This window comes from Paucibacter sp. TC2R-5 (assembly GCF_025717605.1).
GTDB classification, from domain to species: Bacteria; Pseudomonadota; Gammaproteobacteria; order Burkholderiales; family Burkholderiaceae_C; genus Paucibacter_A; species Paucibacter_A albus.
In genome coordinates this window covers 710,861-728,644 of the sequence record NZ_JAJIRQ010000002.1, presented here as the reverse complement: position 1 = coordinate 728,644, position 17,784 = coordinate 710,861, and the positions used below count along the sequence as shown (strand labels likewise).

The following is a 17,784-nucleotide window of genomic DNA, read 5'->3' as shown; positions in this document are numbered from 1 at the left end:
CTATTGCCCGAAAGAATGATCTGGCTGGCAGCGGTACTGAGCATGTCGGCATAGATCGTCGAGTTGCCGCCGCTCAGCAAGATCTTGCCTTTATTGGTCAGCAAGCCGCTGTTCAGGCTGCCAAAGCCGTTGATCACCGCGCCGACCTCGTTGCTCATCGCAAAGCCATTGTTGTCAAACGTACCACCCGCCAGTTGGATCTTGCCCATATTCGGCAGCAGGCCTTGGGTCAAGCGCAGGGTCGCGTCGCGGTCGACGGACAAAGTCCCGCGATTGCTGATGCCCCCAGCGGCGAGCGTCAAGATGCCGCCCTTGGCGCTGACAAAGCCCTGGTTGTTGATCGCATTGCCGATCTGGCCCAGGCCCTCGATGCGACCCGTGTTGTCGATCGCCCCGCCACTCAGGCTGGCGATGGCCGAAGTCAAGAGAATCTGGCCGCTGTTGGCAAAGCTCTTGTCGACCGACAGCTTGCCGCCCTCGACGATCAGGCTGCCTTGGTTGGCAAAACTGGCGCTGATGACGCCGTTGCCGCTGATCATGCCGCCCGCCTCGTTGACCAGCTTGCTCGTACCGTCAAAAGCACCGATGCTGGCGCCCGCCAAGCTCATCAAGCCCTGGTTATTCAAGTTGCTTGATCGCAGTTGGAGCGCGCCGCCCTTGCCCAAAGCCCAAACGCCGGTATTGATATTGCTGCCTGGATTTACCAATTCAACATAGTCACCCTGGTCAAACCGGCCACTGTTGATGAAGCCCCCCTGACCCAGTTTGGCGCGGATAGTGCCCGAGCCGGTCATGGTGCCGGCGTTGAGCAAGGCGCCGTTCACCGAACCGCCGTCCAGCATCAGGCGCCCGTAGTTTTTGATGGTGTTGGCAGCCAAGCTGCTGGCACGGCCCACTTTTGCTGAGGCATTCGCATCCATTTGGAAATCAATCGCCTGCAGCGCCCCCCCCGCGAATGTGAGGCTGTCGCCCGAGCCCACACGGATTTGTGCGTCACCCTTGAGGATCTGGCCGGCGCTGAGCACCATGTCATGGCCCAGGAAGTCGCCCGTGGCGTAGTTCGACTTGAAGTTGAGCGTGCCGGAGTCCCAGTTCAATGTCCCGGCAATCTTGCCAGTCACCATCTTCAGGGTGCCGCCCTGCAGATTGACGACGCCAAGATCACCGATCACCAGTTGCCCGACGTCGACAACGCCGCCGCCCAGAACATCCAGCCGGCCGGCACCATCGGCGCCCACGGTGATGGCCTGAGCCACGCTCAAAAGCGCGCCGCTGCCTGCCACCGCAGCCACGAAGCTGGAGTCTCCTGCCAGCCCCATCGTCATCGAATTCAAGACTTGAAACTTGGCGCCGTTGGACACGTTCAAAAGGCCCGCGTTGCCCTCGACGAAGCCGGTTTTCAATGTGGTTCCAAGTCCAGTCGCTTCAATGACGCCAAAACCGCCATTGCCCTTTTGGCCCATGAAAAGGGCGTTGATGTCGGCAGCAGCACCATTGCTGAGCTGCATCAGCCCGTTGCCTTGGCCGCCCAGATAGAGGCCTCTTTGGTCTGTGTTTACCTTGAACAGCGTGCCCTTGTCCTTGACCGTGATGCTGAAATTCACATTGGTCTCGCCGGAGCCCATATTGACGGTGGCGGTGAAGGTGCCACCGCCCGAAACGATCAAGTCGCTGTTGCTGAGTCCCACATTGCCAGCTTCGAAGCTCGAGCCGGCGCCGTCCACCGTCATCTTTGCGGTCCCGGTCTTACCCAAGTTCAGGTTCTTGCTGGAGGCGCTGGCGCCGGAGTCGATCAGCAAGGTGCCGCTGCCAACGTCGCCCAGGTTCAGGTCTGCGCCGACGACCAAGCTGCTGCCCACGCCTTGCACCTTGATGGAGCCGCTGCTGGTCGGGAAGCCGCCGCTAACGGTGAAGGCCCCCGCCGTGCTGTAGCTGCTGCCGGAGTTGATCGTCAAGCCGACGGTCGAATTGGCGTCGTCACTGATCGAGGCGGAGACGAGATTCTTGTAGACGACCTTGTTGGACAGTGTCAGATTCCTTTGCTGGAGCATGTCACCGGTGATGAGCATGCCGGCCGTGCCGCCGTCCCAGGTCTGATCCGCGGTGATGCTGAAGCCCCACGCGCTTCCCCAATCAATCGTTTGCACCTTGCTGCTCTTGTTGACAATGCCATTGGTGAGGTTCCAAAGGGCGTTGCTCGTGCCCTGAAGCGTGAAGGCGTTCGCACCCACGTCAAAGACAACTTGGTCGCAGCAGGAAAACAGGTCACTCACGACCGTCGTGAAAGTCGATGTGCCGAAGTGGATGACGTCGCGACTGTTGGGTGGGCGGAAGCTGGGCGTCCAATTCTGGGCATTGCTCATTTTTTGCGTGCCCGACCCAGCGCCGCCCTTCCAGGTGTAGTCATTGGCTTGCGCAAGGCCTGCGCTGCACATCGCGGCAATGGCTAGGCATGTCGGCAGCAAGCGCAGCTTGCGTTCTGCCGTGTGCCGCCCAGCTGGTGTTGAATGAGGAATTGGCCATGCTTGCTTGTTCATATCGATTCCCTGGGTTCATTTGTATGAGTGGCAGCCCACTTGTGGGCTTTGCGATTGAAGACGCTTGCTGCATCGCCTGGTGAGCTCGCCGGATTCAGAATGGCGTGGAGGCAAACAAAACGTCGGTACGCAGCGATGGCAGTGTCTGCAGATTCGCCTCCTGCGTGTGCGACATAACGCGACAATTCATGACACGGCTGTCGCAATTGCTGCGGCAATGTCACGCAACTGACGGTCGCAGATGACTTACGATCTGCAGCCCTGCGACCCAGTACTTAACAGCCTCTGCCTTCCCTGATGTCCCAAACCCAAGTGTTGATCGTTGACGACGACGCCGAGTTGGCCAGCATGTTGATGCTGCTGCTGGAGGCTGAAGGCTGGGCCGTGCAGACTACCCTCAATGCGGCTCAAGCTGAGGAAAGCCTGCGCATGAGCTTGCCCGCCGTGGTGCTGCTGGACGTGATGCTGCCCGACGCCAGCGGCATGGATTTGTGCCGGCGCTGGCGCAGCGCCTACCCCGGCCTGGGCATCCTGATGCTGACCGCACGCGGCGACCCATTCGACCGGGTGCTGGGTTTGGAGTTGGGGGCGGACGACTATCTGGCCAAACCGTTCGAGAAGCGCGAGTTGGTGGCCAGGCTGCGTGCCTTGATCCGGCGGCAGAACCCGCCGGTGGTGGCTGCGGCGGCAAACGAGTTGCATTTCGGCAGCATGAGCGTGCACTTGGAACGCCGTGAAGTGCGCATTGGCGGCGTGGAAATCCCCCTGACCGGCATCGAGTTCAAGCTCTTGCTGGTGTTGGCTCGCTCCCCCGGTCAAGCCGTCTCACGCCAGCAACTGAGCGACGCGGTGCAGGCCAGCGCCTACCGGCCCCAGGACCGAACGGTGGATGTGCAGGTCGGGCGTTTGCGCCGGCGGCTGGCAGAAGCGCTGCCGGGCCGCGATTGGATCGAGACGGTGCGCGGTGAGGGTTATGCCTTTGTGCCGCGCGGCGTGGCTACGGGCAGCGCAGCTGCTATCGATGATCCCGAAACGCCTTGACTCGCTGTTTGTCCGCCTATTGCTGGCACAGGTGCTGCTGGTCGCTTGCGGCTTGCTGCTGCTGGGCGGCTTGCTGGTGGTGGAGCGCAATCAGCTGATGGCGCCGCAGTATGCGGTGCTGATCGCGCCCCAAGTGCTGATCGCCGCGCGTACGCCCTCGATGCCGTCGACGCAGGGCCTGCCTGCCTATGGCATCAGCGAAGGCATCAGACGGCATGAATCTTTGCCAGAGGGCCTTAAGCTTAGAGTCACCACGATGCCGGCCATCGCTGACTTCGTTCAAGAACTGCACAAGCAAGGCATACAAGTGGACGAGGTCTGGCTGGGCCGCAGCGAAGGCCGCTTCACGCTGTGGATGCATGTGCAAGTCCCGGGCGCCGAGCCCGTCTGGTTGAGTGGCTATCCACCGGCCGCATTTCCGCGCTGGGCATCGCGCATGAGCGTGGGCCTGGTGCTGATGAGCTTGGTCGTGGGGCTGCTGAGCCTGAGCTTGGCGCGCAAGGTGACGGGGCCGCTGTCGCAGTTGCGCCGGCGCATGCAGGTGCATGCGCATACTGGCATTCAGGCCGGCGATGCGAGCCACGCGCCACTGCCCCGCCAAGCGCCACCCGAGTTGCTCGAGATTGACCAAGCCTACCGAACCCTGTCCGAACGACTGCAGCGCAATGAGCGCGAGCGCGCTCTGCTCTTGGCGGGCGTTTCACATGATTTGCGCAGCCCCCTGAGCCGCATCCGGCTGGCCGCAGAGATGCTGCCCGAGTCGCCCGCGAACGCCGCGGGCGTTGCCTCCATCACGCGCAATGTCGACCATGCCGACCGGCTGACGGCCAGCTTTGTGGAGTTCATCCGTGCCGGCGTTGTGGAACTGAATGAAACGGTGGACTTGGCTGCCGCGGCACGCCGGGCGGTGGCCGGCTTTGAGCGCACTCAGCAGGAGCTGTTTTGCCGCGCACCGCCGACCTTGCTGCTGCACCAGGCGCATGAGCTGCTGCTGGAGCGCCTGATCGTCAACCTGATTGACAACGCGATCAAGCATGGCGGTGTACCGGTCGAGGTCGAAGTCCTGCAGAGCGGCGATACCGCGGTCCTGACCGTCTCTGACGCTGGCCCCGGTCTGCCGGAACAAGGCGCGAAGCAGTTGATGGAAGCCTTTGCGCGCGGCGATGCCAGCCGAGGCTTGCCGGGTTTTGGCCTGGGCCTAGCGATCGCTCAGCAAACCGTGGTTCGCTTGCAGGGCGAGCTCGTATTCACCCAGAACGGCTCACAACACCAAGTCCAGGCGCGGCTGCCGCTGGCGCGCTAGGCCGCAGCTTTAGCACTCCTGTTGTCACCGCATTTCGCCGGACATCAGCGCCGCACATCAGCGCCGCACAAAGACCACCGCGCTGCGTCCGGGCAAAGTGAAGCGGCCGGTGTTCGAATCAAAGTTTGCCTCGGCCGCAATGCGCTTGTCAGCGGCCTTGGCTTGCAGATGCACCGGGTGCAAGACCAAGGGCTTGCCGGCCTGCGAAGGCAAATCGATTTGCTGTGCGACCGGGTCCGCATTGATGAAGTACAGCAGCTCCTTGAAGCCCGCCCCCGGCCAGCCGCGCCCATCCAGGCTGGCCACCAGCACGCGCGGGTTCTGCGCCGGGCCTGTGTTGTGGAACTTCAGGCGTTGCTTCACCTCTTGGGCGCTGGGCAGTCGAAACAGGCTGGAGCTGGCGCGAATCTTGAGCAAATCGCGAAAGGCGTCGCGCGTCCAGGCGATGTCTGCCGGGCTGGGCTTGATCCGCGTGTCTGCCAGCAGCGGCGCCAACAGCGGGTATTGCTCGCCGTTATCCAGCTCGGGCGGCAGGCCGGCGGCGAAGCCGTTGTCGCGGTAAGTCCAGTCAAGACGATTGAACCAATCGCCCGAGTCATAACTGTTTTTGTCCAGTGACTTGGAACGCAGAATATCGACGCCGGCATGGAAGTAGGCGACGCCCTGGCTGAAGGCCGTCAGCGCCAGCCCTAAGACCTGCACGCGGGCACGCTCTTCCGCCGAGGTCTCCAGTGGCAGCTTCAACACATTGATGTCAAACAGGGTCTGGTTGTCGTGGTTGTCGACGTAATTGACCACTTCGCCGGGCTGGGAGACATAGCCGGCCGGCTGATCGCCATAGGCGATCTCGGCAAGCTTGAGCGTTTTTCCCTGCCAGGTCGGCAGCTCATAGTCGCGCAAAGAGCCGGCCAGGCCGACGCGAAGCAGATCGGCTGCCTGCATCAGATCGGCCGACGGACGCTGCGGGTTCTGCTTGGCTAGGGCGTTAGGCGCGTAGACCAGGCCATTCAACCAGCCTTGGTTCTGAACTACAGCCGCGCCGTTGTCGCCCGCGCTGCCGCCGCGCGCGGCGTCACGGCCACGGTCGCTGAAGGTCGCGATGCCGGAGCCGTTCAGCGACAGCTGCGAGGCCTGCACAAAGCGCACGCCGTTGGCCACCTCGCCAAAGTTCCAGCCCTCACCAATCAGTTGCACAGGCCGACCGGCCGCCTGGTTGACCTTCTCTTGCAAGGCCTCCATCACCGCACGCGGCTGGTGCGCCATCAGGTCGAAGCGGAAGGAATCAATCTTGTATTCGCGTGCCCACAGCGCCACCGAGTCCAGCATCAGCTTGGCCATCATCCGATGTTCGGTGGCGGTGTTGTCGCAGCAGGTCGAACGCTCCACTTCGCCGTTCGCATTCAGGCGCTGGTAGTAGCCGGGCACGATACGGTCCAGCACTGATTTTTCATGCTGGCCGGCGGCGGCCGTGTGGTTGTAGACCACGTCCATGCCGACGCGCAGTTCGGCGCGGTGCAGCGCCTGCACCATCTCCCGGAACTCGATGATGCGGCGCTCAGCCTTGGCCGCATCGCTGGCATAGCTGCCCTCGGGCGCGCTGTAATGAAATGGGTCATAGCCCCAGTTGAAGCAATCCTCGGCCGCCACGGCCATCACGGCCGCTTGCTGGCGCGGGCTATCGCCGGGGGCTTGGGGCACCAAGGGCTCGCGGCAGCCGGCCTCGGGGATGGTGGCGATATCGAACACCGGCAACAAATGCACATCGGTCAAGCCCGCTTTGGAGAGCGCCCTGAGGTGCCGCATGCCGGCCGAGTCGCTTTGCGTGAAGGCCTGGTATTTGCCGCGTTTGGGCTGCGGCACGCTGGTGTCGCCGATCGAGAAGTCACGCAAATGCAGCTCGTAGATGACCATATCGGTCGAGGCCTTGACGCGCTGCGGCCGCGCTGTGGCGTCCCAGCCCGCCGGCTTCAGAGCAGGGCTGTGCAATTTGGCCACAAAGCTGCGTTTGGAGTCGGTGCTCAGGCCGACCGAATAAGGGTCGGTGACGCGGTTGCGCACGATACCCACGCCGGGCACATGGACGTCCACCAGGTAGTTGTAATACTGACCGCTCAAATCACCTGTTAGCTTCGTTTGCCAAACACCGGTCTGCGCGTCCAGATTCAGCGCCTCCATGGCCAGCGCCTTGCCGCTGCCGCTGGGGTAGCGGCAGAGCGCGACTTTTTGCGCCGTGGGCGCCCAAAGCTTGAAGCTGGTTTGCCCGGCGGGGTGAGCACCCAGATCGTCCACTTGCTCGGCCGCTGCGTACAGATCGTCCAGAGCGCCGGCTGCCTGCAAGCGCGTGTGGGCTTGGACCGCGCCGTCGGCGCCTTCCAGCACCAGCCAGACTTGCGCGCGGTGCAAGGCCGGCAATTGGGCCAGATCGGCCGCAGCCACTTGCCAGCGTGGGCCAGGGGCAATGAACTTGAAGCGCTGGGCGAGATCGGCGGGCAGTTCATCGCGACTGGGTTCAAGCAGCAGCGCCTGGTCCGCGCCGGTGACCGCTTGATTCGACCCGACTTGCAAGGCCGCCTGCGCTGAAACATAGAGCTTGGCCCGCGTGCCGGTGCCGCTGTCCTCTACTGCGCCAGGCCATTGAATCAGACGCTGGTTCAGCCAATAGGCTTGGGCGGCAAGTACGGACTTGTCAGGCTGAAGCTGCGGCTGCAAGACGCGAGCAAAGCCAGGCTCGTTGCAAGCATCCAAGGCCTGTGCTGGCATGACGCTCAAGCCAAGCACCAAGCTCACGCTCCACCGAGTCCAGCGGCTTGCCGCCATTATTTTTTGCATGCTCATTTTCTGCCCAAAGCTCGGGTTGGCCGGAATGGCCCACAGAAAATAGTAACAAAACTACTTCAATTTTTCAGTAAAAAAGTTGCCTTGCCTGGAGAAAACATCAAATAAGTAGCTTGATTACATAAAGAAGTCGAGAATAAATGAACCTGACCCCATTTAAAGGGTGGGTGGCTCCCAGAGTTCAACGCGATTGCCTTCGGGGTCCATTACCCAGCCAAATTTTCCGAACTCGGAGGAGTCGGTCTTGGGGCCAACATCGCAGCCTTCGGCGCGCAGCGCGGCCAGCAGCGCGTCCAAGTCGGCGACGCGGTAATTGACCATGAACGCGGCCCGGCTGGGCGCGAAGTAGTCGGGCTCGGCGGCCGCGTCGAACACGCTCCAGACCGTCGAGCCATTCGGCTCGGGGCGCTCGGGCGTCTGCCATTGGAAGCTGCAACCGCCCCAGGCCTGCACCTCAATACCGAGATGATCGCGGTACCAAGCGCGCAGAGCGTCCGGGTCACGCGCTTTGAAGAAAATACCGCCGATACCGGTGACTCGCTTCATCGCATGCTCCGAACGCTAGGGGAAGGTGCTCTCCGACTCAAGCCGCCGCTGCTGCGGCCACATGGGCCGGGCCTTGGTAACCCTTGGGCACCGCACCCAGCAATTTGCGCGTGTACTCCTGCTTCGGTGCATGCAGCAGCGCCTGCGTCTCGCTTTGCTCGACCACATCGCCGTTCTGCATCACCAGCACTTCGTCGGAGATGAACTTGACCACCGCCAGGTCATGGCTGATGAAGACATAGCTGAGGCCAAACTCGTCCTGCAAGTCTTTCAGCAGATTGAGCACCTGGGCCTGCACCGACACGTCCAGCGCCGACACCGCTTCGTCCAGCACCAGCACCTCGGGGTTCAGCGTCAGGCAGCGCGCGATCGCAATGCGCTGACGCTGGCCGCCGGAGAACTCATGCGGGTACTTGTTCAGCACCGTGTCGTCGAGGCCGACCTTCTTCAGCAAAGCACTGGCACGCGCCAAGCGTTCGTCATGGTCCTTGCCAATCTTGTGGATCTCCATAGGCTCAACCAGAGTCTGGCCGATGGTGAAGCGCGGGTTCAGCGAGGCATAGGGGTTCTGGAACACCACCTGGATGCGGCGGCGCATCTTTTGCCAGTCATTGCCGCTCATTTTCAGCAGGTCCTTGCCCTCGAACAGCACCTCGCCGCCGGTCGGCTCATGCAGGCGCAAGAGCGTCAGGCCCATGGTCGTCTTGCCCGAGCCGGACTCGCCCACCACGCCCAAGGTGTAGCCCTTGCGCAGCTTGAAGTTCACTTCCTTGACGGCCTTGAACTCCTTTTGGCCGAACAAGCCGCTCTTGAAGAAGAAGCTCTTCTTCAAGCCGCGCGCTTCCAGAATCACCGGCGCATTCGGGTCCTTGGCCTTGCTCGCACCTTCGTGCACCGTGCGGCCGGCGATATGGTCGTCGATGACCATCAGCCGCGCCGGGTTCTCGGTCAGCGAGGGCCGGCAGGCCAGCAGCGCCTTGGTATAACTGTCTTGCGGATTGCTGAAAATCTCGGCCACCGGGGCCTTCTCGCGGATCTGACCATGGCGCATCACCACCACCTGGTCGGAGATTTCACCGACCACACCCAGGTCATGCGAGATGAACAGAAGCGCCATCTTGTGCGTCTCTTTGAGCTTGGCCATCAGCTCCATCACCTGGCGCTGAATGGTCACGTCAAGCGCCGTGGTCGGCTCGTCGGCGATCAGCAGCTTTGGCGAGCAGGCCAGTGCCACCGCAATCATCACGCGCTGCTGCTGGCCACCCGACATCTCATGCGGATAGTTGCCCAGACGGCGCTTGGGCTCGGGGATGCCGACCTCGTTGAGCAACTCCTCGGCCCGCACCAGCGCCTGCTTCTTGCTCATGCCCATATGCTTGATCAGCGGCTCCATGATCTGCGCGGCCACGGTGAACACCGGGTTCAGCGAAGTCATCGGGTCCTGGAACACGCAGGCAATGTCGCGGCCACGGATGGCCTGCAACTCGCGCAGCGAGCACTGGCGCAAGTCCTGACCCTGGAACAGGATCTTGCCTTCGCGTTCGGCGTTATCCGGCAGCAGGTTGAGGATGGACATGGCCGTCACCGACTTGCCCGAGCCCGACTCGCCCACCAGCGCAACGGTCGAGTTCTCGGGGATGTCAAAGCTGATGCCTTTGACGGCCAATGCGCGCTGCATCTGGCCATCGACCTTGCCCATGCGGAAGGAGACTTTTAGGTCTTGAATACTCAGTAGCATTTTCAAATCACTCCAGGCCGCGCAACTTTGGATCCAGCGCATCGCGCAAGGCATCGGTGAACAGCGCAAACGCGGTCACAAAGATGGCCATCAAGCCGGTCACTGCCGCCAATTGCCACCAGTAGCCCAGGATCAATTCGCTCTGCGACTCGCTCAGCATCGTGCCCCAGGACACTTGGTCCACGCCGACGCCCAGGCCCAGATAGGACAGGATCACCTCGCTCTTGATGAAGCCCACCACATGCAGCGACAGCTGCACCAGCGCCACATGCGAGACGTTAGGCAAGATGTGCTTGAACATGCGCGAATAACGCGAAGCGCCGATGGCTTCTGCGGCGCGCACATATTCGCGCACCGAATGCTTCATGAATTCAGCACGGATCAAGCGGTAAATACCGGGCCAGCCGGCCAGACCCAGAATCATCACCACCGACATCACGCCGCGCCCGAAGATCACCGCAAACGCGAAGATCAGCAAGATGCTCGGGATGGCAGTGAAGACGTTGTAGAGCCACTCCAGAAAGTCGCCCACGCGTCCGCCGAAAAAGCCCGACAGCGCACCCAGCACCACGCCGATGATGGTGGCCACCACGGCCGCCAACACGCCCACCATGATGGACACCTCGGCGCCCTTGATCGCCTTGGACAGCACATCGCGGCCCAGGCGGTCGCCGCCCATCGGCAGCGTCTCGGCCTTGACCGTCACCTCGGTCTTGTAGGCCTTGGCGCGCTCTTCCCATTCCTTGTACTTGGGTGCCAACGGGTCGATATCGCTGAGGTCCACATTCGGGCCCTTGGGCGCAACAATGGCACTGGTCGCTTCGGCCGGGGCCGGGCCGATAAAGGTCGGCGGCGCGTTCGGCACGCCGACTTCTTTTTGCCAGTTCTTGGCAATCAAGCCGGTGCTGGAAGCCGCCACCATCAAGAGGAAGAAGCCCACGATCACCATGGACACCATGCCAACCTTGTCAGAGCGCAGGCGTCGCCATGACGCCGCCCAGACGCCTTCTGATTTGCCGGCCTTGGCCGGCGTTGCAGGAGTAGACAAGACCGCGCTCATTTCAACACCACCCGTGGATCGACCAGTTTGTACAAGAGGTCGGTAATCAAGTTCACCACCATGGTCAGGAAGGCGATATAGATCGCAAAGGCCTGAATGACGGGATAGTCACTGCGGTTCACCGCCAGCAAAATTTCACGGCCCAGGCCGGGGATGGAGAAGAACACTTCGAGCAAGAAGCTGCCGACAAACACGCCCGGCAAAGCCACCGAGATATTCGTCATGATGGGGATCATCGCGTTGCGCAAGACATGCTTCATCAAGATGGTGCCCTCGGTCATGCCCTTGGCGCGCGCGGTGCGCACATAGTCATGGCCGATTTCATCCAGGAAGAAGGTGCGGTACAGCCGCGTGTAGGGCGCGATCGCAACGGCCACCGCCACCATCACGGGCAGCGGCGCATAGGTGGTCAGGTTGGTCCAGACACTGTCGGTCCAGCCCTGCACCGGGAACCAGCCCAGGCGGAAGGCGAACACATATTGGCCCACGATCACGTAGACCAGCAGCGAGATCGACACCGCCACCGTGCTCAGAATCATCACCGTGCGGTCGGTCAGGCTGCCGCGCACCGAGGCCACGGCCAAGGCGAAAGGAATGGCGATCAGCACTTCGAGAATCAAGATCGGCAACATCACCGTCAGCGTGGCCGGCAAGCGGCTGCTGAACAGGCTGGCCACCGACTCATTGGTGGCCCAGCTCTTGCCCCAGTCAAAGGTGACGATCTGCTTGATGAAGATCCACAGCTGCTCCAGCACCGGCTTGTTCAGGCCCAGTTGCTCGCGGATCGCGTCTATCTGTTCGGCACTCGCATTCAGGCCACCGAGGATCTCGGCGGGATCACCACCGAAGAACTTGAAGAGAAAAAACACCAGCAGCACGACACCGAGCAAGGTCGGGATCATTTGCCACAAGCGTCTGAATAGGTAGGCCAGCATCGCTGTTGGTTCTCCGTAAAGAAAGACGTCGCAGATTCGACAAAATTGCTTCCCGGCGGGCTGATGGCCCACAAGGCTTGCGAAAAGAAAAACTGGCGCGAGTCTAGTCGACTTGAGCGCCCCTGCTCACCGGGTTTTGCCCTTGTCGCCCCCTGAATTGAGGGCCGGGTTCGAGCAAAACTGAGACATGTTTCGAGAATTCATGGGGCTTTCGGGCCGCTTTGGCGGCGGCAATGCCATTTGCGCATGAGCGGGGCGCAGCCCAGGCACTAGACTGCGCGGCTCCCCAAGTCAGTGACGACAAGAAATGATGCGATCCACCCTGAAGCGCGCCGCTGCCTGCTTGCTGGCCCTGAACAGCCTGCCCTTGCTGGCCCAAGAAGCGCAGCCCGCCCCGCAGACCCAACAACCCGTGAAATCCCTTCGCTACGCGTTTCGCGCCGCCGAGACCGGCTTCGACCCGGCACAGATCTCCGACAGCTATTCCAAGGCGGTTGCGGCCGGCATCTTCGATGCGCCGCTGGAGTTTGAATATCACACCCGCCCGGCCAAGCTGCGCCCCAACACCCTGGTCGCCATGCCCGAAGTCTCGGCCGACTTCAAGACGCTGACCTTCGAGTTGAAACCCGGCATCTTCTTCAGCGACGACCCGGCCTTTGGCGGCAAAAAACGCGAACTGATCGCCGCCGACTACATCTATTCCATCAAGCGCCATTACGACCCGCAGTGGAAGAGCCCCAATCTCTATCTGCTTGAAAACGTCAAGATCCTGGGCGCCTCGGAGCTGCGCAAAGAGCTGATGGCGGCCAAAAAACCGTTTGACTATGACCGGCCGGTCGAAGGCCTGAAGGTGCTGGACCGCTACCGCTTCCAGATCAAGCTCGGTGTGGGCGACCCGCGCTTCATCAACCAGTTCGCCGATGCCGGCTTCCTCGGCGCGGTGGCGCGCGAAGTGGTCGAGATGTATGGCAGCAAGATCATGGAGCACCCAGTCGGCACCAATGCCTGGCGCTTGGGCGAATGGCGCCGCAGCTCGCAAATCGTGCTGGAGAAGAACCCCAATTACCGCGAAGTGCGCTATGCGGAAAGCCCGCCGGCCGACAATCCGGCCCTGGCCGCGCAAGTGGCCAAGCTGCAGGGGCAGCGCCTGCCGCTGGTGGACCGCGTCGTGATCGCCATCATCGAGGAGCCACAGCCGCGCTGGCTGTCCTTCCTGAACGGCGAAAAGGACGTGATCGAGGAAGTGCCGGCGGACTTCGCCACCATCGCCATGCCGAACAACAAGTTGGCGCCGAACTTGGCCAAGCGTGGCATACAAATGACGCGCTACCCGCGCGCCGACGTGGCCTTCACCTACTTCAATATGGAAGACCCGGTGATTGGCGGCTACACGCCAGAGAAAATTGCGCTGCGCCGCGCGATCTCTTTGGGCTCGGACATCGACAAGCAGATCCGCCTGGCCCGCCGCGGCCAAGCCGTGCCTTCGCATGGGCCGATCGCACCCGGCACCTTCGGCTTCGATCCAGCCTTCAAGTCCGAAATGGGCGAATACAACCTCGCCAAGGCCAAGAGCCTGCTGGACCTCTATGGCTATGTCGACCAAGACGGCGACGGCTGGCGCGATCAGCCCGATGGCTCAGCGCTGAAACTGGAATACGCCACCCAGCCCGACAGCGCCAACCGCCAGCTCAATGAGCAATGGCAGCAGACCATGAATGCGCTGAAGATCCGCATCAAGTTCAAGACCGCCAAATGGCCGGAGAACCTCAAGTCGGCCAATGCCGGCAAGCTGCAGATGTGGGGCGTGTCCTGGGTTGCCACCGCGCCCGATGGCGACACCTTTTTGGCGTTGGGCGACGGGGCAGCCAAGGGCAAGGCCAATAAGGCGCGCTTTGATTTGCCGGCCTTCAATGCGCTCTACAACAAGCAAAAAGCAATGCCGGACGGCCCGGAGCGCCAAGCCGTGATGGCCGAGGCCGCCAAGCTGATGGTGGCCTATATGCCTTACAAGACCGAGGTGCACCGCGTCTTCACCGATATGGCCCAACCCTGGGTGATCGGCTACAACCGCAATGTGTTTGTGCGCGATTTTTGGAAATATGTCGACATCGACACCGAGGCATTGAGCCAATCGCAAGCAAAATGAGTCCGGTCGGGTCGCTGATGGAAGCGGTCCCGCTTCGGAGCTCTGGATGGGTATTCGGTTCAAGCTGCTATTGACCTTTGTCTTAGGCTTCGGCCTGATGGCCTTGGTCAGCTTGAATTTGTTGCAAGGCAGCCTTGAGGCCAGCTACCAGAGCATAGAAAAGCGTGAACTGGCCTCGCATGTCAGTCGGCTGGTGCAAAGCATAGAGTCCGAGCTCGAGCACCTGAACAGCTTGACCCGTGACTGGGCCGTCTGGTCCGAGATGTACCGTTTCGTCCAGCACCCAGACCCGGCCTGGGCGCAAGACAGTCTGGGCCCGCAAGCGCTGGTGACCGCGGACCTGTCCTTGATCATGGTGTACGACCGGCAGGGGCGCTTGGTGCACTTCAACACCAACCCTCGGCTGCATCGCCCAGCCGGCGAGACCCCGGTTTGGCTTGAACAGCAGATCAAGCCCTATATTGCCCTGATCAAGGATGGCCATGCCGCCCCGACCTGCGGTTTGATGAAAGCCGAAATCGGCTTGATGCTCGGCTGCTGGGCGCATATCCGCCGCAGTGATGCCAGCGGCGAGTTCTCGGGCTCGGTCGTGATGGGGCGGCTTTTGGATGCTGACTTGCTGGCCAAGCTCAGCAAGCAAACCCGGCTGCCCTTCCAATTGGAGGCCCCTGCCGAGGCCCAACCGGACATGCTGGTTTGGCCCGACTTTGTCGCCGCCAGCTTGCTAGGCTCGGGGGAGGTTCGAAGCAACCAGTCCCCCGGCCTCTACCACCTGGCCCTGCCGGTGCAAGACCTGCTCAAGCGCGATGTGGCGCAGCTGGCCTTGTCGGTCCCGCGCGATGTCCATGCGCAAGGCCTGCTGGTCTATCAGCAGGTACGCGGGCAGTTGCTGTGGACCGCGCTGGTCATGGCCTGCCTGATGGCCGTCGCCGTCCACCTGCTGCTGGTGAGGCGCCTGCGCCGATTTACCCGCCAGTTGGTCACACTGGCCAAGACGCAGACCTGGAAGACCCGCATCAAGGTGAGCGGCGCGGACGAACTCAGCACCTTGTCGGGCCATGTCAATCACCTGCTGAGCCTGATCGAAACCCAGGTTGACAGCCTGCAGCAACTCAGCCTGACCGACGCCCTGACGGGCTTGACCAATCGGCGCGGCTTCGATGAGCGCCTGGCGCTGGAGCTGTCCAACAAATGCCGGGGCGAACGCAAGCTGGCCTTGCTGATGTTGGATGTGGACCATTTCAAGCTCTACAACGACCACTACGGCCACCCTGCCGGTGATGCGGCGCTGAAGCTGGTGGCCCAGGTCTTGCAGGCGGCGCTGCGTCGGGGCGGCGACATGGCCGCTCGCATCGGCGGTGAAGAATTCGCACTGCTGCTGCCCGAAACCGATGCTGAAGGCGCGCAAGAAGTCGTCAAGCGCCTGCGTCAGCATCTGCAGCAACTGGCATTGCCGCATGCAGCCTCGCCGGTTGCGCCCATCCTCAGCCTCAGTGTGGGCATCGCTTTAGCGGCCGACGAAACGCCGGCCGCCCTGATGGCCCGGGCCGACCAGGCGCTCTATCAAGCCAAGCAAGACGGCCGCGACCGGGCCGTGCTGGCCGAATAGGCTGCGCCTTCCCTCCCTGCCGCCCTCCCACCCTCGGGTTCGACTGCATGGCGGCCGACTCATTCAGGCCGTAGACTGCGGGCCTGAACCGTCCTCCCGAAAAGGGCCGAAGCGACGGTTCTTTGGCAACCCAATGCGCGCCGGGCTCACAAGGTCACCGGCGCGTTTCTTTAAGCAAGGAGTCATCGTGGCGCGACCCTGGGCGGCAATCATGCTGTACACAGCTTCCATGCTGATGCCAGGCCTTGCCTTGGCCGAGGCCAGCGCTGGCGAGCCCAAAGTACAGCCAAAAGTGCTTCGCTACGCCTTTCGCATCGCCGAAACCGGCTTTGACCCGGCACAGATCTCCGACCTTTACTCCCGCATCATTGCCGGCGGCATTTTTGAGGCGCCGCTGCAATACGAATACCTGGCCCGCCCGGTGCGGCTGCAGGCGGCCACGGCCGAGGCGCTGCCCGAGATCTCGGCCGACTTCAAGACCCTGACCTTTCGCATCCAACCCGGCATCTATTTCAACGACGACCCGGCGTTTGAGGGCAAAAAGCGCGAGTTGACCGCCGCCGACTATGTCTATTCGCTCAAGCGCCATTTCGACCCACGCTGGAAGAGCCCCAATCTCTATTTGTTCGAAATCGCCCGCATCCCGGGCCTGAACGAGTTGCGCCAAGAAGCGCTCAAGCGCAAGACCCCGTTTGATTACGCCCGCCCAGTCGCCGGCCTGACGCTGATCGACCGCTACACCTTCCAGGTCCGCACCGAAGCCGGCGACCCTCGTTTCGTCAACCAATTTGCCGACCCTTCCACCATGGGCGCGGTCGCGCATGAAGTGGTCGAACGCTACGGCGACAAAATCATGGCCCACCCGGTCGGCACCGGCGCCTGGGCCTTGACCGAATGGCGGCGCAGCTCACGCATGGTGCTGGAGAAGAACCCCAACTTCCGCGATCTGCGCTATGACGAAAAGCCGCCCGCCGACAAGCCGCGCCTGGTGGCCCAGGCCGCGCGGCTGCAGGGCCGCAAACTGCCGATGATCGACCGGGTCGAAATCGCCATCATTGAAGAAAACCAGCCTCGCTGGCTGTCCTTCTTGCAAGGCGAGACCGATATGGTCGAGGAAGTGCCGGCGGAGTACGCGCCCATCGCCTTTCCGAACAACAAGTTGGCGCCCAATCTGGCCAAGATGGGGCTGCAGATGGTGCGTTATGCGCGGGCGGATGTGGCGATCTCCTACTTCAATATGGAAGATCCGACGGTCGGCGGCTACACGCCCGAGAAGATTGCGCTACGCCGAGCGATTGCGCTGGCCATCGATGTTGACAAGGAGATCCGCCTGCCCCGCCGTGGCCAGGCGATCGCCGCCCAAGGGCCGATCAGCCCCGGCGTGTTCGGTTTTGTGCCCACCCTTAAAACCAGCATGAGCGACCATGACCTCGCCCGCGCCAAGGCCCTGCTGGATCTCTACGGCTATGTGGACGCCGATGGCGACGGCTGGCGCGATAAGCCGGACGGCAGCGATTTGACAATCGAATATGCGACCGAGCAAGACGGCGAGAAGCGTGCGCTGGCCGAGCTGTGGCAAAAAGCGATGGATGCGATCCAGGTACGCATCAAGTTCCGCCACGCCAAATGGCCGGAGAACCTGAAGGCCTCGACCGCCGGCAAGCTGATGATGTGGGGCGTAGGCTGGACCGCGGCCTCACCCGATGGCGACACCTTTCTGGCGCTGGGCTACGGGCCCAACAAGGGCCAGTCCAACAAGGCCCGCTTTGATCTGCCCGCCTATAACGCCTTGTATGAAGCCCAGAAAAAACTCCCCAACGGCCCCGAGCGCTTAGACCTGATGACCGAGGCGCAGAAGTTGATGGTGGCCTATATGCCGATCAAGCTGCATGTGCACCGCGTCTACACCGACATCATGCAGCCCTGGGTGCTCGGCTATGAGCGCAACGCCTTTGTGCGCGACTTCTGGAAATACATTGACATCGACGCCGATGCCTTGGCTGCGGCCAAATAAACCAACCGTCTTTCTGCTCC

The 17,784-nt window shown here is 62.1% G+C and carries 11 protein-coding genes; 5 read left to right on the top strand and 6 right to left on the bottom strand.

Annotated elements, in window-relative coordinates:
* The coding region (locus LNV08_RS06960; protein WP_263532941.1) for a beta strand repeat-containing protein at positions 1-2,537 on the bottom strand (2,537 nt) is incomplete at its 3' end.
* Positions 2,538-2,834: 297 nt separating this feature from the next.
* On the opposite strand from LNV08_RS06960, the gene LNV08_RS06955 reads away from it, so the two are divergent.
* Complete coding sequence (locus LNV08_RS06955) at positions 2,835-3,578, top strand: response regulator transcription factor (RefSeq protein ID WP_263532940.1); 744 nt, start codon at positions 2,835-2,837, stop codon at positions 3,576-3,578.
* Positions 3,559-4,881 carry a sensor histidine kinase gene (locus tag LNV08_RS06950; protein WP_263532939.1) on the top strand — a complete coding sequence of 441 codons (1,323 nt, stop codon included), beginning with the start codon at positions 3,559-3,561 and terminating at the stop codon, positions 4,879-4,881. Before LNV08_RS06955 ends, LNV08_RS06950 begins: the two co-directional genes overlap by 20 nt.
* Positions 4,882-4,938: 57 nt before the next feature.
* Here LNV08_RS06950 and LNV08_RS06945 read toward each other — a convergent pair whose 3' ends face one another.
* The 5 genes from LNV08_RS06945 to LNV08_RS06925 all read right to left on the bottom strand — a co-directional run bounded on the left by LNV08_RS06945 (position 4,939) and on the right by LNV08_RS06925 (position 11,995).
* Positions 4,939-7,710 (bottom strand): alpha-1,6-glucosidase domain-containing protein, encoded by a 2,772-nt coding sequence (locus tag LNV08_RS06945; RefSeq protein ID WP_263532938.1) that lies wholly within the window; start codon positions 7,708-7,710, stop codon positions 4,939-4,941.
* Between the two features lie 162 nt (positions 7,711-7,872).
* On the bottom strand, positions 7,873-8,262 hold the full coding sequence (locus LNV08_RS06940) for a VOC family protein (protein WP_263532937.1): 390 nt from the start codon (positions 8,260-8,262) through the stop codon (positions 7,873-7,875).
* A gap of 37 nt (positions 8,263-8,299) precedes the next feature.
* Positions 8,300-10,000, bottom strand: coding sequence for an ABC transporter ATP-binding protein (locus tag LNV08_RS06935; RefSeq protein ID WP_263532936.1), 1,701 nt, complete (start codon positions 9,998-10,000; stop codon positions 8,300-8,302).
* 7 nt (positions 10,001-10,007) lie between these two features.
* Positions 10,008-11,048, bottom strand: coding sequence for an ABC transporter permease (locus tag LNV08_RS06930; RefSeq protein ID WP_263532935.1), 1,041 nt, complete (start codon positions 11,046-11,048; stop codon positions 10,008-10,010).
* 8 nt (positions 11,049-11,056) lie between these two features.
* Positions 11,057-11,995, bottom strand: a complete 939-nt coding sequence (locus LNV08_RS06925) for an ABC transporter permease (RefSeq protein ID WP_263532934.1) — start codon at positions 11,993-11,995, stop codon at positions 11,057-11,059.
* Positions 11,996-12,302: 307 nt separating this feature from the next.
* Here LNV08_RS06925 and LNV08_RS06920 point away from each other — a divergent pair, with 307 nt between their 5' ends.
* From LNV08_RS06920 to LNV08_RS06910, 3 genes are all read left to right on the top strand, one after another.
* On the top strand, positions 12,303-14,141 hold the full coding sequence (locus LNV08_RS06920) for an ABC transporter substrate-binding protein (RefSeq protein WP_263532933.1): 1,839 nt from the start codon (positions 12,303-12,305) through the stop codon (positions 14,139-14,141).
* A gap of 46 nt (positions 14,142-14,187) precedes the next feature.
* On the top strand, positions 14,188-15,750 hold the full coding sequence (locus tag LNV08_RS06915; RefSeq protein WP_263532932.1) for a diguanylate cyclase domain-containing protein: 1,563 nt from the start codon (positions 14,188-14,190) through the stop codon (positions 15,748-15,750).
* Positions 15,751-15,961: 211 nt separating this feature from the next.
* A complete protein-coding gene (locus LNV08_RS06910) occupies positions 15,962-17,764 on the top strand; it encodes an ABC transporter substrate-binding protein (protein ID WP_263532931.1) in 1,803 nt (600 codons plus the stop codon).
* Positions 17,765-17,784: the final 20 nt, after the last annotated feature.

Coding starts and splice junctions, on each gene's coding strand:
- LNV08_RS06955 (WP_263532940.1), top strand. CDS start 2,835: ATGTCCCAAACCCAAGTGTTGATCGTTGACGACGACGCCGAGTTGGCC.
- LNV08_RS06950 (WP_263532939.1), top strand. CDS start 3,559: ATGATCCCGAAACGCCTTGACTCGCTGTTTGTCCGCCTATTGCTGGCA.
- LNV08_RS06945 (WP_263532938.1), bottom strand. CDS start 7,710: ATGCAAAAAATAATGGCGGCAAGCCGCTGGACTCGGTGGAGCGTGAGC.
- LNV08_RS06940 (WP_263532937.1), bottom strand. CDS start 8,262: ATGAAGCGAGTCACCGGTATCGGCGGTATTTTCTTCAAAGCGCGTGAC.
- LNV08_RS06935 (WP_263532936.1), bottom strand. CDS start 10,000: ATGCTACTGAGTATTCAAGACCTAAAAGTCTCCTTCCGCATGGGCAAG.
- LNV08_RS06925 (WP_263532934.1), bottom strand. CDS start 11,995: ATGCTGGCCTACCTATTCAGACGCTTGTGGCAAATGATCCCGACCTTG.
- LNV08_RS06920 (WP_263532933.1), top strand. CDS start 12,303: ATGATGCGATCCACCCTGAAGCGCGCCGCTGCCTGCTTGCTGGCCCTG.
- LNV08_RS06915 (WP_263532932.1), top strand. CDS start 14,188: ATGGGTATTCGGTTCAAGCTGCTATTGACCTTTGTCTTAGGCTTCGGC.
- LNV08_RS06910 (WP_263532931.1), top strand. CDS start 15,962: ATGCTGTACACAGCTTCCATGCTGATGCCAGGCCTTGCCTTGGCCGAG.